4 protein-coding genes are annotated in these 18,368 nt (G+C 49.0%); all 4 read left to right on the top strand.

What is annotated here, in order from left to right:
* Positions 1-247 precede the first annotated feature (247 nt).
* A complete protein-coding gene (locus ACYVI9_RS14385) occupies positions 248-2,617 on the top strand; it encodes a TonB-dependent receptor domain-containing protein (protein WP_460765604.1) in 2,370 nt (789 codons plus the stop codon).
* A gap of 241 nt (positions 2,618-2,858) precedes the next feature.
* Complete coding sequence (glgP, locus tag ACYVI9_RS14380; RefSeq protein WP_460765602.1) at positions 2,859-4,514, top strand: alpha-glucan family phosphorylase; 1,656 nt, start codon at positions 2,859-2,861, stop codon at positions 4,512-4,514.
* A 763-nt stretch (positions 4,515-5,277) separates the two neighbouring features.
* On the top strand, positions 5,278-5,664 hold the full coding sequence (locus ACYVI9_RS14375; RefSeq protein ID WP_460765599.1) for a hypothetical protein: 387 nt from the start codon (positions 5,278-5,280) through the stop codon (positions 5,662-5,664).
* Between the two features lie 493 nt (positions 5,665-6,157).
* Complete coding sequence (locus ACYVI9_RS14370; RefSeq protein WP_460765596.1) at positions 6,158-18,337, top strand: amino acid adenylation domain-containing protein; 12,180 nt, start codon at positions 6,158-6,160, stop codon at positions 18,335-18,337.
* Positions 18,338-18,368: the final 31 nt, after the last annotated feature.

Genomic DNA, 18,368 nt, shown 5'->3' with positions numbered 1-18,368 from the left:
GACGGGATTGTAATGGTAGCTCTACAGGAGATGAGATTTTATGCAATTTTAAACCCTGAAAAGAAATAATCGTCTAATACAGCAAATTCGGATAGGTTATACAAATATAGACCCCTGTAATACATATTATTTGAACTTTCTGCCCTTAAATAAGAACCTAATGTTATTTCGTTTTTTTTTATTAGCCTCGATTTCAGTTTGTTATCAAGTCTCTTTTGCGCAGCAGTATACCTTTAAAGGGTCGGTTATGGACAGTATTGAGCAAAAGGCATTACCGGGAGCTACCATCAGCATACAGAATGCAGATGGAATCATTTTGCAATCGGCTACTACAGGTAAAAACGGTAATTTTTCAATAGCTACGACTGGTGGAATACCGCAACAAATCAGGATCAGTTTTGCCTCTTATAAGGAAAAGCTGATACCGGTTGAACAGGATGAGCCAGGCGTATACGATTTTGGTACGATATACCTGTATTTACATTCCTATTCGCTTGCAGAAGTTGTAGTGTCAGGAAAAAGACCTCCGGTTTCGTTTAAAATCGACCGTCAGGTGTATCAACCTTCCCAGTTTGGAAATGCGGCTAACGGAACCGGGGTGGATGTTATTCGAAACCTGCCTTCTGTTTCGGTGAATGGACAGGGAGATATTACTTTCAGGGGGTCCAGCAGTTTTCAGATTTTAATAAATGGAAAGCCCACACAAGGTGCCCCGTCATTTGTACTCAGCCAATTACCTGCGGGCTCCATTGAAAATGTGGAAGTCATCACCAGCCCTTCCGCAGCCTATGATGCAGAAGGCAAAAGCGGTATTATCAACATTGTAACTAAAAATAATGTTGAAGACGGCTGGATGATACAGGCCAATGTTATGGGTGGCGCTCCTCCTCTGAATGATTTTGATAATCAGCGGCAAACGCATCCGCAACGTTACGGAGCAGATTTTACGGCAGGTTACAACAAAAATAAATGGGGATTTAATGCAGGTATTAACTACCTGAGAAATGATATTGCAGGTTTTCGGGAAGGAGATGTTTACACAATAATAAACAACACCAAAACCAGTTTTCCCTCAACTGGTGAAAGAAGCTTTAAGCGATACAATTACGGGGCAAGAGTATCCGTTAATTACCGGCCGGATAGGTATAACACTTTGAGCAGCGGTTTTTACATAGGTAAAAAATATCAAAGCCGTGTTGCAGATCTCGTTTACACTAATTCACGAGAGGATTTAGATGCAGGCAGCACCAGCTATTTCACCTATTTTAATGCGAATACACAAAATAAGGAAGGCGTTTTTACACTGGCAAACCTGGATTACAGCCATGAATTTAAAAATGAATCCAAATTGAGTTTCTCCGCTTTGTTTGAAAGGGCCAATCTTTCAGGGAATACCTATAATAACAATCTTAATTATCCAAATACTGCAGACACCCTCCAGTATACCTGGAATCCAAATACCAACCCATTAAATGCCTACAGAGGTAAAATTGATTATTCGATACCGCTTGGAAATGGCAAATTGCAGACCGGTTACCAATATCAGTATATACTGCAGGATGGAAATTTTGAATACCTTACGAAAATTCCGGGTACGGAAAATTATGAAACGGACCCGGTTTTTACGAGCAGGGTAAAAGTCAACAATGATATACACGCGGGCTACGTTCAATACAATGCTTCGGCTGACCGATGGGATTATGCTGCCGGCTTAAGATTTGAACATACTGACAGGGAACTTGATTTTACCAATAATAGTGTTGTAAATCGTTTATCATTTACCAATTTGTTTCCTTCTGTTCAGCTGCGTTACGCAGCATGGCACAGAGGTATTGCTAAAATAGGATATAACAGACGAATTAAACGTACCAACAATTTCGAGTTAAATCCTTTTCCAGAAAGGGAACATTCTGAAACACTTGAACAGGGAGATCCCAACCTCTTGCCGGAACTGACAGGTACCTTCGAGGCCGGTATTGAACAAACCTTTCCGAAAGGAAATTTATTTTTTACGGTATATCATCAGCGCATTCAGAACCCTATACAGCGGGTGAATAAAATTTTTGCGGATACGATTTTAAACAGGGTATTTACGAATGCCGGAAGGGCCACCCAGACAGGATTTGAAACTAATTTTACCATGCAGGTAAATAAAGCATGGCAAACTATTGTCGGGGGCAATGTGTACAGCTATAAAATAAAAGGTAATATTTTCAATGGACAAATTCCCATAAATAACAGCAGTTGGGTCTATTCTATTAATAGTACCCAATCCTTTTCTATTCCTAAAAACTGGCAGTTTCAGTTAAGTGTTAATTACCTTTCCTTAAGAGCCACCGCACAGGGAGAAGACGGTGCTTTCCTAACACCTCATCTTACCGTGAAAAAAACAACAAATGATAAACGCTGGTATTTTCAATTTCAATGGCTGAATATAGACGCAGGAATGAAAATTTCTAACAGGCAGCGTATTACTACCTGGGGAAATGATTTTCACACGACCACCAATTATATATATGAGCCGGATCAGCTGCAGTTTTCCGTAGGCTTCAATTTGTTACGTAAAAACCGTAAAATTATCCTGCCACAAAGCGAAATAGGGGAAAAAGAATTTTAAACCAGTATTTCCGGGCCAGATACGAATAGGCTTGCAGGTAAATAAACATGAAAAACTTCAGCCGGATTTGAAGGGTTGGCAGTACTTGGATATACCGGTGCCGGCTCATTGAGGGATCAGAACAGCGCGGGCATCGCTTTCACTGATCATGTATTTTCCACACATTATACCCAATTATTACAAAACTGGATGCTAAGCCTGTAATTTCTCTTAACTTGCCGGGTTTAAATATCATAAACACATGAGCTTCGAAAACTTTAAAGTGCCTTACGAGATAGATAGTAATTACAACAAATCAGTGGCTTATTTTTCTATGGAGTTTGCCATCCATCAGCCTTTAAAAATATACAGTGGGGGCCTGGGTTTTTTGTCCGGGTCACATATGCGCAGCGCTTATGAGCTTCGCCAGAACCTAATCGGTATCGGCATTTTATGGAAATTCGGGTATTATGATCAGGAACGCAATGCCGATCAGACCCTGGATGTGGCCTGGAATGAAAAATTATACAGTTTTCTGGAAGATACCGGTATCAGGTTCCAGGTAACCATTCACGATCATCCGGTCTGGGTAAAAGCCTTGTACCTGAATCCGGAGATTTTTAAGACAGCACCGCTTTTCTTTTTGAGTACGGACCTGCCGGAGAACGATTATGTATCCCAAACCATCAGCCACCGGCTTTATGATGCCAATGTGGCTACCAAAGTAGCCCAGTTTATCCTGTTGGGTGTCGGCGGTGCCCGGCTGATCGATCTGCTGAATTTTAACCCGGAACGCTACCACCTGAATGAAGCCCATGGCATTTCCTCAGCGTTTTACCTGTACCGTAAATTCAATAATAACATTGAAGAAGTCAGAAAACGGCTGGTGTTTACGACCCATACCCCTGAAGAAGCCGGCAATGAGAAACATGATATTTACCTGCTGCATAAAATGAGTTATTTCTCAGGTTTGAGTATCGATGAGGTCAAAGTCCTCACGAAAAATGATGAAGATCATTTCAATCATTCCCTGGCTGCCCTGCGATTCGCACATCTGGCCAATGGCGTGTCCAGGCTGCATGGTGAAGTATCCCGTCAAATGTGGGGCAAATACGATCATATCTGCGAGATTATTTCCATTACCAATGCGCAGAACTGGTCCTATTGGGCAGATAAACAAATGTATAAGTTCAAAGACATCGGTGATAATTACGGCCTGGACGACCGTAAGCAATGGCTTAAGAAAAGGGCTTTTGAAATTGTCGCGGACCAGACCGGAAAACTGTTCCGTCCCGAAGTGCTGACCATAGTATGGGCCCGCCGCTTTGCCGGTTATAAAAGGGCAGGACTGATTGCCAGTGAGATCGACCGGTTTAATGAACTGATGCACCAAACAAAATATCCGATACAGATCATCTGGGCCGGAAAACCTTATCCCATGGATCATCCTGCCATCAGTGAGTTCAATGAACTGGTGCACCTCAGTAAAAATTATAAAAATATGGCCGTATTGACCGGCTATGAACTGACCCTCTCCAAGCGACTGAAACAGGCGGCTGATATCTGGCTGAACAATCCGCGGGTACCCCGCGAAGCTTCCGGCACCAGCGGCATGACCGCCGCCATGAATGGGGCTGTGAACTTCTCTACCGATGACGGATGGATCCCCGAATTTATCAACCATGGTCACAATGGTTTTGTAATTCCGAAAGGAGATTATGCCCATATGACCACTCATGATCAGGATCAGTACGACTTGAATAAATTATATGAAATCCTGACCAGTGAGATACTGCCGCTGTATTACGAGGACTATAATACCTGGCGTCAGGTGATCAAAAACGGGATGCAGGATGTACGGTTTGCTTTTGACAGCAACCGTATGGCCCACGAATACTACGACAAACTTTATAAGTAACCGGCTCGTAGAATGAAAGGGAAGCGACCTGCATCAGGAGAAACATCGCAGACTTTCCAAATACATGAGACCGTAATAATGATAAAAGTGACATATTCGAAGAAAACGAATATCTCGAATATTTAAAGGACAGAATGGGTTTTAACCAGTCAATTTGAAAAGCTAAAGGGTGACGGGTAAGGAGACAAATACGGTTTATTAAACTTCTTGAAAATCATTCAATAAAGTATGATTTCTTAAAAGGCACAAAAGACATTTGGTGCAGAGACTACATGCCTATTCAAATTGAAAGGGGGAAATTTGTCCAATTCCGTTATGAACCTTCGTACTTAAAGGACAACTCGGAAGTTCAATCCGACTTTCAAGAAGTTTGTACAGCCAATAAGATTGACCCTCAATTTTCCAAAAGCAACCTTGACGGTGGCAACAATTGGTTGCTATATGAGCTACTTAGAAGTACAAAACCTAATTGTGTTGCCAATATTTGAAACAGAAAAAGCAAAGACCAAGAAGTTTACAATAAGTTCGAAGAGATTTTTCCAGACAGAAGAATAGAAGTGATTAATTATAAGGAAATTGGACTTTATGGATATCTATTGAATTGTACGACATGGACGATAAAGGGCTGAAAATCAAAAAGCGTAACGCTCATACTGGACCGTAAAGTCATACACTTTGCCTTAACATCAACTACTTAAATGTCAAGTATTTTGTTTGGTTTACTTGACAAACAAATGATATTAGAACTTTGTGTGAGAAAATCATGAGTTTGGTTCGTTTTTCTCAAACGCAAGAACCCATTACCGATTTAGGAAACAAAATCAGACACACTTACGATATTCATTTGATGTTGAAAGAGGAAAAGCTAAAATCTTTCTTTCAATCAGATGTCTTTGAAACAATGCTCTTACGAGTAGCAAATGATGACATCATAAGTTTCAAAAACAAGAACGAATGGTTGGCCAATCATCCAATGACAGCAATTATTTTTGTTGATACAACAGGCACTTGGGATAGAATCAAAGATGTTTATACGGCAAGTTTCAACGAATTGGTTTTTGGCGAACTTCCTCAGGAAACGGATATACTTAAAACCTTGATAACAGTAGCAGACAGATTGAAACCCATAGAATGGGACATAAAACTATAAGATAAAACCAGAGTGAATCCAAGTCGTTTTTCCCTCGCTCATTCGTGGCTTGCTAAACCCCACCGCGCTTGCCCTTGGCTGTTCAGGAGGGACTGCTGTTACAACGGGACAGTCATGGAAGCAACAGATTTCCGGTGTGCCCTACCGGGTTTTTCCCGGACTGGCTATGGGAAAAATACCCCCCACCCACCCATATTAGCGATCCGGAAATGATCGGATAAATCCATAACTTTGAAGCGGAGATCATTGGTGGCTGCCTGCAGCCGTCGATGCCGCTCCGAAAGAATTGATTTTTTTCTATTTGTTTGGAATTCAGCAGAATAGAAACTTATCTTTGAGCGATATTCAATATTGGGCCATCTTTTAAACCAGGAAGAAAAATTGCCGTGTTGTAAAGCTGCTATGAGATTTCTTGAAATAGAGGTTTAGATGTAGTGGTACCAAAGCTAAATTTAAAATTTGACAGTCAGCAATGAACGATAACCCTTCAACTATGACTGATGGAATGCTACGTAACGACAGCAAATCTGGCATTACCACCGTTATCGACCTTTTTGAGAACTGCGTCCGGCAGCATCCCGATCAGATCGCCCTGGAATTTCTGGACACACAACTGAGTTACGCGCAGCTTAATGAGCGAGCCAATCTGGTGGCCGGGTATCTGGTCCGAGAGCAGTTACAAAAGGATGAACTGGTAGCCATATGCCTGGAACGCAGCCTGGAAATGGTGGTGGGCATCTGGGGTATTTTAAAAGCGGGCGGGGCCTATGTGCCGATTGATCCCGGTTATCCTGGCGACCGTATTGCCTTTATTTTAAAAGACACCGGTTCTCGTTTCATGCTAACGACCGGTAACCTGGCGCATCTTGCTGTCGACAGGGAAGGGGTGATGCCGGTGGTTTTGGATCAACTGGATCCGCAAAATGGTTTGCAGGTTCCGGCGCTTCCGAAAATTACGCCCGGACAACTGGCTTATGTGATTTATACCAGCGGCAGCACCGGTATGCCCAAGGGGGTCATGATCGAGCATGGCAGTCTGAGCAACCGGTTGCAATGGGCCCAGCAATATTACCGGCTGCAGTCTTCAGATATCGTGCTGCAAAAAACGACCTACTGTTTTGATGTTTCAGTGTGGGAGCTCATTTGGCCCCTGATGGCCGGCGCCAGACTGGTCATGCTCAAACCGGAAGGACAGAAAGACAATCAGTACCTAAAAGAAGTCATTGAAAGCCGCGGCATCACGATGTTGCACTTTGTGCCCTCGATGCTGGGCAGTTTTCTGCATACAATCCAACAGGGGGATTGTCCGGGTGTACAAAAAGTGCTTTGCAGCGGTGAAGCGCTCAAATACGCGCATGTCACCCTTTTTCAGGAAAAACTGCCGCAAGCGGAGCTGCACAACCTGTACGGCCCCACCGAAGCGGCGATCGATGTTACCTACTGGGATATAAATAAAGAATTTGATCCGGCGGTTGAAATCATTCCAATCGGAAGACCGGTGTCCAATACTTCGATCTATATATTAGACGAAAAAAATGAACAGCTTCCCGATGGGGAAATCGGGGAACTGCATATCGGAGGTGTTCAGGTCGCCCGTGGTTATCTGAACAAACCGGAACTAACAGCGGAACGCTTTATCCCGGATCCATTCAGCGCACAGCCGGGTGCCCGGATGTATAAATCAGGTGACCTGGCCCGCTACCTGCCCGACGGTAATATCGAATACCTGGGAAGAATCGATCACCAGGTAAAGGTCAGAGGTTTTCGTATCGAACTCGGAGAAATCGAGTATCAGCTGGCCAGCCAGGAGAATATCCGCGAAGTGGTCGTCACCGCCTTTGAAACCAGGAACGGGGATCAGCGACTGGTGGCTTATCTGGAGCTGAAAAATAAGGACACCGATCAGGGCCATCAGATTGCCCGGCTCAAAAAACATCTGGTCAGTACCCTGCCGGCTTATATGGTGCCGGATATGTTCATGATACTGGATAATTTGCCCATCAACGCCAATGGCAAGATTGATCGCAAAAAACTGCCCGCACCCTCTGGTAAGCGCCCCCAGTTGCGTAACCTTTTCCGGCCACCTGAAGGTGAAGCCGAGCATCGCCTGGCCGCCTTATGGTCGGAACTGCTGCTCATTGATGAAATCGGTTCCGGAGACAATTTTTTTGATCTGGGCGGCAACTCACTGCTGGCCCAGCAACTGGTGACGGCGCTGAAGAGCCGACACGGGCAGGACCTGCCCATTACCAAATTGTACCAACATCCCACCATTCAGGATCTGGCTAAATACCTGAAAGGAGAACTCCAATCGGTACGTAAAATTCCCACCGCCAGCAAGGCTTCCGGTGCTGCTGTTGCAGTGATTGGCATGGAATGTAATTTTCCGGGTGCCAGGGGCGTGGATGCGTTCTGGGAACTGCTACGCGAAGGCCGGGAAACGACCCGTTTCTTTACTGCGGAAGAACTGGATCCTTTTATACCGGAAGCCGAGCGCAACGATAGTCAATATGTCAAAGCCAGGGGCGTTCTCGATGATGTAACGGATTTTGATGCCGAGTTCTTTGCAATTCCGCCCAGGCTGGCGGAGCTGATGGATCCCCAGCACCGTCAGTTTCTGGAAGTTTCCAGAAACCTGCTGGAGAAGACCGGTTATCTGCCGGAACAAAGACAGGCCATAACCGGCGTTTTTGCCGGCTGTGCCACCAATACCTACTTTAATAATAATGTCATCTGGCACCGGGATAAGCTGGAAATACAGGGCACCGTTCCGGTGAGTTCCGTTTCAGACAAGGACTATATTGCCAGCCGGGTAAGTTACCAGCTCAATCTTACCGGACCCGCGGTCAATCTCAATACCGCCTGCTCTACTTCCCTGGTAGCGGTTGCACAGGCAGTGGAAAGCCTTCGGGCCGGACAGTGCGATACGGCCATTGCCGGCGGTGCAGCGGTGACGGTGCCGGTCTATAGCGGTCACCTGTACCAGGAAGGTTCGATGCTCAGCGCCGATGGTCATTGCCGTCCATTTGACGCGGATGCCAGGGGGACTGTCTTTAGTGATGGCGTAGGCGCGGTCTTGCTGAAAAGACTGGATGATGCCGTTCGTGACGGTGATACGGTCTACGCCGTTATCAGTGGGGTGGGTATCAGCAATGACGGCGGTCATAAAGGCAGTTTTACCGCTCCGAGTACCGAAGGCCAGGCCGCTGCCATCAGCATGGCGCTGGCCGATGCACAAACCGATCCTGCAAAGCTCAGCTATGTGGAAACCCATGGTACGGCAACACCGCTGGGTGATCCGATTGAGATTGAAGGACTCCGGATGGCATTCGGTCCACAGGAGAAAAACCAGTATTGTGCCATAGGATCCGTTAAGAGCAATTTCGGACACCTGACCCATGCCGCAGGGGTAGCCGGTTTGATTAAGACCGTGCTGTCGCTGTATCATAAACAACTGCCCGCAACGATTAATTTTAAAGCACCTAATCCCCATATCGATTTTGCCTCCAGCCCATTCCGGGTTCAGGATCAGTTCACCGACTGGACCACTGCTGACAAAAGAATTGCCGGCGTCAGTTCCTTCGGTGTCGGCGGCACCAATGCGCATGTGATTCTGGAAGAATTTGTGAGCGAGACAAGCATAAAGCCCGTTGAGCCGACCCATCAACAGCCGGCGCTGATCAGCTGGTCGGCGCATCAGCCTGACAGCATCCTCGCCTGGGCGGCAAAGCTCCGTCAGTATGTTCAGGCAGACCCGGATATTTCGCTGCAAGATCTGGCCTACAGCCTGCATGTCACCCGCCCGGATCTGGCTTACCGGAATTTTTTGGTTGCCCGCAACCCGGCAGACCTGCTTTCCCTGCTTCAGGATGAAGCTGCGATCAGTGCCGCTACCCGGGAACCCGGGTCCCGGAACGGCCATCTGGCATTTCTATTTCCCGGACAAGGCAGCCAGTTTCCTAATATGGGACGTCAGCTCTATAACAGCCAGCCGGTATTCCGGGAGGCTGTCGATACCTGTGCGAATCTGCTGTTGCCGGTGATGGGGCGCGATATACGCCAGTTAATTTATGTCGACCAGGAACTGGAAGCAGCGGCTGAGACCCTGAAAGATACCAGGTATGCGCAGCCCGCGATTTTTGTCACTTCCTATGCACTGGCCCGTCTTTACATGAGTTGGGGCCTGCAGCCCACCTGCTTTGCCGGTCATAGTCTCGGAGAATTCCTGGGTGCACATCTGGCCGGGGTCTTTTCCCTGGAGCATGTGCTGCAGATCATTGCAGAACGGGGTCGCCTGATGAGTGAACTGCCCAGAGGCAGTATGCTGACGGTAAGGGCTTCCCTGGAAGACGTGATGGCGCAGCTGCCGGAGGGTGTTTCCCTGGCTTCTCAGAATGCCGCTAAACTCTGTGTCGTAGCGGGTGAGACCGAAAAAGTAACTGCCTTTGCTGCCCAATTGACGCAGGCAGGCATTGTCAATAAATTATTGCAAACCAGCCATGCTTTCCATTCGGAAATGATGGACCCCGTCCTGCCACGGCTCCAGGAAGTGGTGGCAGCGGCAGACCTCGGGATCCCCCGCATACCCGTGCTGTCAACCGTTACCGGCCAGTGGCTGAAAGATGAAGAGGCACGCAACCCGGCTTACTGGGCCCGCCATGCCCGGGCTACGGTTCTTTTTGGTAAGGCCCTGCATACCATAGAGGAAGAATTGCATCCCCTTTATCTGGAACTCGGTCCGGGTAATTCCTCAGCCGTTTTTGCCAAACAGAACGGGATAACGGAAGGCGTATTTTCTACGCTGCCTATCAATAGCGAAGATGAACCAGTTGCCGTTATCAGTGCCCTGGGTGGCCTTTGGCAGCATGGCGTCCGCATTGACTGGAAACGCTATTATGGCCAAGCGACCCGGCCGATTCTGCAAAATATTCCAACCTATGCCTTTCACAGAAAACGGTATTGGCTGGATCCGCCGGCCCAGCTTCCGACCGGGCAATCAGCCCCTGCAGCCGCTGAGCCCGCCGCCATGCCAGCCGAGGCAGCGGTAATAATCGATCCCAGGGAACGCATCTGCAACAAGCTCCTGCAGCTCATTGAAAACCTGTCGGGCATCCCGGTAGCCGGCGCCAACCCCCGAGATAATTTCACTGCCCTGGGACTGGATTCCCTGTTGCTTACCCAGCTGGCTTCCACGTTAAAAAAAGAGTTTGCGCTGCCGGTAAGTTTCCGACAGCTAAGCGAAGATTATGACAGTCCGGAAAAACTGGTAGATTATTATGAAGCGCATCTGCCGCCTGAGCCCGTTGTTGCGCCAGTGACTGCTGCTGCTGCTGCAACGCCACCAGCAGCGGTTACCAGTCCAGCTACGGTTGCCGGTCCCACGCCACTGCCGCAGGGCAATGAAGACCTGTTGCAGCAGATGTTGCAACAGATTCAGGCCTTATCGGCGCGGATGACGGATTTACAGGCCGCAATTTCCGAACCACGGCCTTTACAGCAACAGGCAACTGGAGAACCTGAACCGGAAACCGCCGAAAAGCAGTTGACGACTACCGAATCCCAAAAGGAAATTATTGCCGCCTGCCTGCTGGGGGACCGCTATGCCAACCTGGCCTATAATCTGTCCCTTTCGCTGCATCTGGAAGGAGACATTCAGGAAACGCTGCTGGTAGAAAGTCTGGATCTGCTGCTTCAGCGACATGAATCGCTGCGGGCCAATTTCAGTGATGACGGTGCCATGATGATCATTCATGGCAAACAACAACCAGACCTGCGAACCGAAGATATCTCCGGTAGGGACCGTGCGGCGCAACAGGCCTTTCTGGAACAGTTTCTGCAACAGGATGCGGAAAAAGAGTTTGATCTGTTCCAGGACCGGCTGATCCGTTTTGCGCTGTTCCGGCTCAGCCCCAGTCAATGGGTACTGACCCTGACCGCCCACCATGTGATTTGTGACGGTTGGTCGCTGGGCGTTATCCTGGAAGATATCAGCCGGATTTATAATAGTCTGCAGTCCGGTACCGCGCTGCCGGCAAGGCCCTATAGTTTTAGCGCCTATGCTGCCCGGGAAGCCGCATTCCTGCAAACTACCGGATACCAACAGGTCCTGGAATACTGGAAGAAAGAATATGAAGGACCCCTGCCGGTGTTTGAAATTACCCCTGATTTCCCCAGACCCCCGGTAAGGACCTATACAGGCAGAAGAGACGATTACCAGTTGCCTGTGGCACTGGTTCGTGCGGTGAAGCAAACCGGCGCAGGGTATGGCAGCAGCTTTGTCAATACCCTGATGAGCGTTTTCGAGATGCTGCTCCACAAGATTACCGGCAGTCAGGATGTATTTATCGGACTGCCTACAGCAGGTCAGGCCGCGACTGAAATGTACCAGCTGGTCGGCCATTGTGTGAACCTGCTGCCGCTGCGCAGTCACCTGGATCCGGATACTTCTTTTGCGGATTATCTGCGGCAACGCAAATCCAAGACCCTGAATGATTATGAACACCAGCAGATTACCTTTGGCAGTCTGCTCAGGGAGCTGAAAATTCCCAGGGACCTGTCCCGGATGCCCCTGGTTCCCGTATCCATGAATATTGACCTTGGTATGGATACTGCCGTACAATTTAATGGCGCAAGTTTTACCCTGGTGCATAATAAAAGGGTCGCCGAGACCTATGAATTATTTGTGAATGTAGCGGACGGTGGGGGAGATTGTGAACTCCAATGGTCCTATAATACCCAATTATACAAACCTGAACGCATCCGGCAGCTGATGGACCAGTACCGCTTCCTGTTGGAGCAGATCGTGTCCAATCCCGAACAGGAGATTGGGGCCATATCCCTGGTGGATCAGGCGCAGCTCAAAGCCGGCTGGGAACAATGGAATAAAGACCGCGATGAACAATTGTACCAGGGCACGATGCTGGAAAAGCTCCAAGAGGCTTTCCGGAACCATGCCGCCAAAACTGCCCTGGTCTTCAAAGGTGAAAAAATAAGTTATCAGCAACTGGATCATCGTTCCAATCAGCTCGCCCAATACCTGGTGGAAAAGGGCCTCTCAAAAGGGCAAATTGTGGGCGTCGCCCTCGAACGCAGTGTGGAACTGGTTGTTTCGCTGCTGGCCGTGGTAAAAACGGGTGCCGTATTTCTGCCCCTGGATCCACAATATGCGCTGGACCGCATTGGCTATATGCTCGATAATGCCCAGGCAGGCTATTTGTTAACCGACAGCCGGTTCAAAGGAAAATTAACTACGACAGCAACGGAAATATGCATCAGTGATCTATCGGACACACTGGATGCTTATTCCGGTGAGACATTGAACTTAACCCTGGAAGCCGAAGATCTGGTTTATATTCTGTATACCTCGGGTTCTACCGGCCGGCCCAAGGGCGTTATGATCGCCAATCGTTCCCTGGTAAATTATATCAGCTGGGCCATTCGGAATTACCTGAAAGGGACACCGGCCGTACTACCCTTGTACACTTCAATATCTTTTGACCTGACGATTACTTCGATATTTGCGCCTTTGGTTTCCGGCAGCTGTCTGAAGATTTTCGAAGAAGGCGAACCCGCCGCCATACTGGAACGCATTTTTACGGATCCGGAGATCAATGTTGTCAAACTGACGCCCTCCCACCTGAAACTGGTACGTGACAGTGAAACGGTACGCGCTGGTCGAACGTCGCAGCACCGCACTTTGATTGTGGGCGGTGAAGAGTTGGAAACCAGCCTGGCCCGGGAAATACATGAACTGTATCAGGGTAATATCCGTATCTGCAATGAATACGGACCTACGGAAGCCACCGTGGGCTGTATGATTCACGATTATAATCCGGCTGAACAGCAATTCGCGGTACCGATCGGTATTCCGATTACCAATGCCAGCATATATGTACTCAATTCATCCCTGCAGCTGGTACCTGCCGGTATCATCGGCGAAATCTATATCGGAGGTATTTGCCTGGCACAGGGCTACTACCGAAATGAGGACATGACCCGGGACCGATTCCTGGAGGATCCTTTTGTGCCCGGCGCCCGGATGTATAAGACCGGAGACAATGCAGTAATGCAGGAAGACGGATTGCTCCAGTTTAAGGGACGTATCGATGACCAGATCAAGCTACGGGGCTACCGGATTGAGCTGGGCGAGATTGAATACCATCTGGGCGAACTTTCAGGTGTGCAGTCGGCGGTTACGATGCTCAGGAAGAGCAGCTCCGGCAATGAAATGCTGGTGGCCTATCTGACGGTCCACGATGGTATCAGTGATGCCGAAACGCTCAAAGAAGAATGGCGGCAGCAATTACATAAAAAACTGCCGGATTATATGGTACCTGCGGCCTTTGTAATCCTGGACGAGCTTCCGTTGACAGCCAACGGAAAAGTAGCAAAAGACCGGTTGCCCGAACCCGAATTTTCGGAAAAGACCTACCGGGCACCTCAAACTGCATCCGAACAATTGCTGGCCGGTATCTGGCAGGAAATTTTTGGCCGGGAGCAGATTGGACTGGATGATAACTTCTTTGAACTTGGCGGTCATTCCCTGCTGGCAGTCCGGATGGCAAAAATGGTCAAAGCCCGGTCGGGCCGGGAGCTGGGTGCTACGAGCGTATTCCGCTACCCGGTATTACACCAGCTGGCAACGCAATTGGATCCGATCGCATCGGAAGCCGGCGAAGCCGAATCCTCCTCAGCCCTGCATACGCCGCAGTCCGCCCCAGTAACACAGTTTCGACCGACCGAACCCCAGGTGGAAATCTGGCAGGAATGCGTCATCGGCGGGACGGAAGCCAATATTTCCTATAATGTCGGCTACGCGGAATTTATGGAGGGACCCCTGGATGTTGAAGTCCTTAAATCTGCTTTCCGTCTGCTGATGGACCGTCATCAGTTGCTGACAGCGAGCTTTGCTAAAGACGGATCAGCCGTGCGTCTCCGTCCGGAGGCCGTTTTGCCGTTTGAATTCCGGGACCTCCGCGTTGCCAAGGCAGATACAGCGGATCCCGAGCAGTTGCTGCAGCAACAACTGGATCAACCCTTTGATCTGGAAAAGGACCTGCTGTTCCGGGTCGCAGTAATACAATATTCAGATACGAAATTCCTGTTCAGCTTTGTGATCCATCACCTGATCTGTGATGGAGGTTCTTTCGATGTATTGATGGAAGAACTGGCCGCCGGCTATAACAGCCTTATTCAGGGGCAGCAACCACAACTGCCACAGGCGGTGCCCTACAGTAGTTTTGCGGATCAGCAGCAGCAACGTTATCAGGGCGAGGCCTACCGACAGGATCTGCAATACTGGCTGCAGAAATTTTCAGGGGGCATTCCTTCCGTAGAACTGCCCACCGATTTTCCAAGATCGGGCAGCCGGACCTATAAATGTAAGGTCGGTTACTATACGCTGCCGGAGCCGCTGAGCGAAAGGGCGGCCCATCTGGCAGCGCAATCCAACAGTACCCTGACCATACTGCTGCGTACCCTGTTTGAACTCCTGGTCTCCAGGTATACCGGTCAGCAGGAGCTGGTCCTGGGCCTGCCCGTCAATGGCTATGTGAATGTACCGGGCTATCATATGGTCGGCCACAGTGTCAATATGCTGCCGGTGAGCAGCCAGGTAGATGAAAATGAAAACTTCCAGGCGTTTTACAAACGTCGCAGTCAGGAAATGTTTAGTGATTATGAACACCAGCAGATTACCCTGGGGGCTTTGATCCGCCAGATGAAAATCAAGCGGAATGCGGGCAAAAGCACCCTGATCTCTGTATGTTTCAGTTCGCAGATGGAGAAATCCGGCCACCCCCTGCAATTTACCAATATACAGCACCAGACCATTGAAGGAGCCGCGGTGAACAATAATCTTGAGCTCTTTATAGATACCTATAAAGAGGAGGGCCAACTGAAATTCCAGGTGATTTATAATCAGGACCTCTTTCTGCCCGGAACCATCGATGAACTGATGGCCAATTACCGCCGTCTGCTGGAATCTGTACTGGGTAATCCGACACAGCGAATCAGTGGGGTCCTGTCAGAGGCGCCGGCTGTTATGGACAGCCGCCTGGAAGCATGGAACCGGACGGAGCAGACACTGCCGCAGCAAACCGTGGTGGATCTTTTTGAAAAGGCTGCCGTTGAAAATGCCGACCGCCCGGCGATTCAATTTGGAAAGGAACAGTTGACCTATAAGGAATTGCAAAATGAGGTAGCGCGCTATGCCGCTTATTTCCGGTCGAATGGCATCGGGAAAGGTACGGTAGCAGCTGTCGCCGTACAACGCCATCCCCGGGTGATTATCACCCTGCTGGCCCTGTTGAAATCCGGGGCTACCTATTTGCCGCTGGATCCCGGATTTCCCGAAGAACGAATCCGGTATATGCTGGAAGATTCAAAAGCCGGTTTTATTGTGATCAACCAGGCAGATGCCGGAAAATTCGGGGCAGGCAGTACACGCGAGCTGATTGTAGAGCAACTGGAGCAGGCAAAGCCCGCCACGGGTATACTGGCAACAGACCCGGGGCCTGACGGCGAAGATCTGGCCTACCTCCTGTATACTTCCGGTTCCACCGGCAAACCCAAGGGGGTCATGGTGACCCACCGGAATCTGCTCAACCTGCTATTGGGCGCCCGCCGATTCTTAAAGACGGATACCGAGACCCGCTGGCTGGCGGTAACCACGGTATCTTTTGATATTGCAGCGATGGAACTTTTCCTGCCGCTGATCAGCGGCAGCATGATCTTTTTGGCAGATGCGGTCACGGCCAAAAGTGGTGAAAGCATCCTGAAAACTGTGGCAGACGAAGGAATTAATTTGTTGCAGGCAACACCGGTTACCTATAAGATGATGATCGATGCCGGCTGGACCCAGCGTTTGCCACTGCGACTGATCAGTGGGGGTGAGGCCCTGTCCAAAACCCTTGCAGGACAATTGCTGGAACGGGTAGACGCCCTCTATAATATGTACGGACCCACTGAAACGACAATATATTCTACGGCCACCGAAATCCTGGATACAGCCGGACCAATCACGATCGGCCGGCCGATACAGAATACCCGGGTCTATATTCTGGATGACCGGAAACAACTGGTAGAGACCGGTCAGGTTGGTGAAATTTATATCGGGGGTGAAGGCGTGGCCCGGGGCTATCTGAACCGCCCCGAACTTACAGCCGAGAAATTTACTGCTGATCCCTTCCTTCCCGGTTCGGGGGCACGAATCTATGCCACGGGCGACCTGGGTCAGTTCCTGGAAGACGGCAGGATAGTTTGCCTGGGCCGAACCGATAATCAGGCCAAGATCCGTGGTTACCGGATTGAACTCGGTGAGATCGAATATCATCTTTCCAGACAGGAAGGTATTCGTGATGTGGTCGTACAGGTGGAAGGGACCGAAGCCGCCGATCAGAAACTGGTCGCTTACCTCTTGCCCGCCCTGACGGCCAGCGGTTCCGGACAGGAAATCAGCAAGAACGAGATATTGAACTGGAGAAGGGCATTGAGTAAAGCATTGCCCGATTATATGATCCCGAATGCCTGGGTAAAACTCGATGCCTTTCCACTTACACCCAATAACAAAGTGGATCGCAAGGCATTGAGCAGGGCTGCTGCCGGTCAGCATATTCCGGTGCCTGCAGCACAGGAACCAAACCGGCTCCATCACCTGATACAGGAAATTACCGCCATCTGGGAGGAAGAGATAGGGATCAAGGGCATCGAGGCGGATGATGATTTCTTCGAACTGGGTGGCCACTCGATGATCGCTGTAAAAGTAATGGGTCGTATCCGGGAAGAGCTGCATGCAGATGTTCCGATTGCAGCGTTATTTGAACATGCGACGATCAGTTCCCTGGCGAAATTTATCAAAACGGCGACCAAACTGGAACTTAAATCACTAGTGCCGATCAAAACGACAGGCAGCAGAATACCGATTTATTTCATACATGGCGGTGCCCTGAACATCCTCCTGTACAAACAGCTGGAACCCTTCCTGGAGGAAGATCAGCCTTTTTACGGCGTGCAGGCCCTGGGTCTCGATGGCGACCTGACGGATCTGAAAAGTATTGAGACTATTGCCGCCAGCTATTTATCAGAAATCATGGAACAGAATCCCGACGGACCTTATATCCTGGTGGGATATTCCTTTGGTGGGGTGGTCGCATTTGAAATGGCCCGCCAGTTACTGGCGGCCGGTAAGGAGATCAGGATGCTGGGTGTACTGGACACCAATGTAAGTACCAATTTTGTACCCGATAGCAGAAGGGAACGTGTGACCAATTTCCTGAAGCGACAGGTGAAAAAATCCTTGTTCATTGGTTCGAACCTGATACGATATCCGCGGGAAGTTCTCAGTTACCAGCTGCTGTTCCTGAACCGTAAATTGAATCCGCGTTATCAGGAAGAAGAGGAAGAACAGATTTATGATTATAGTAAAGAGGTGGTTCGGGCCTATCAGGATGCCTATGCCAGTTACCGGCTGAAACCGCTTGATGTAAAAATCCATCTGTTCAAGGTCAAAGAACGGATCTATTTTGTGGATGATCTGGAATACCTGGGCTGGAAAAAATATGCCCGGAATGGTGTTGAAATCCGAAATATTCCCGGTGACCATAAAACATTTTTGTTACCGCCGAATAATCAGGTATTGATCGAGACGGTCCAGAACATTGTAAGAAAGCTTTAGAAAGGTGACGAAATTATATTTTAGACCGGAT

The organism is Niabella terrae (genome assembly GCF_054783135.1).
The sequence above is the reverse complement of the archived record's forward strand: the minus strand, read 5'-3'. Positions and strand labels throughout refer to the sequence as shown.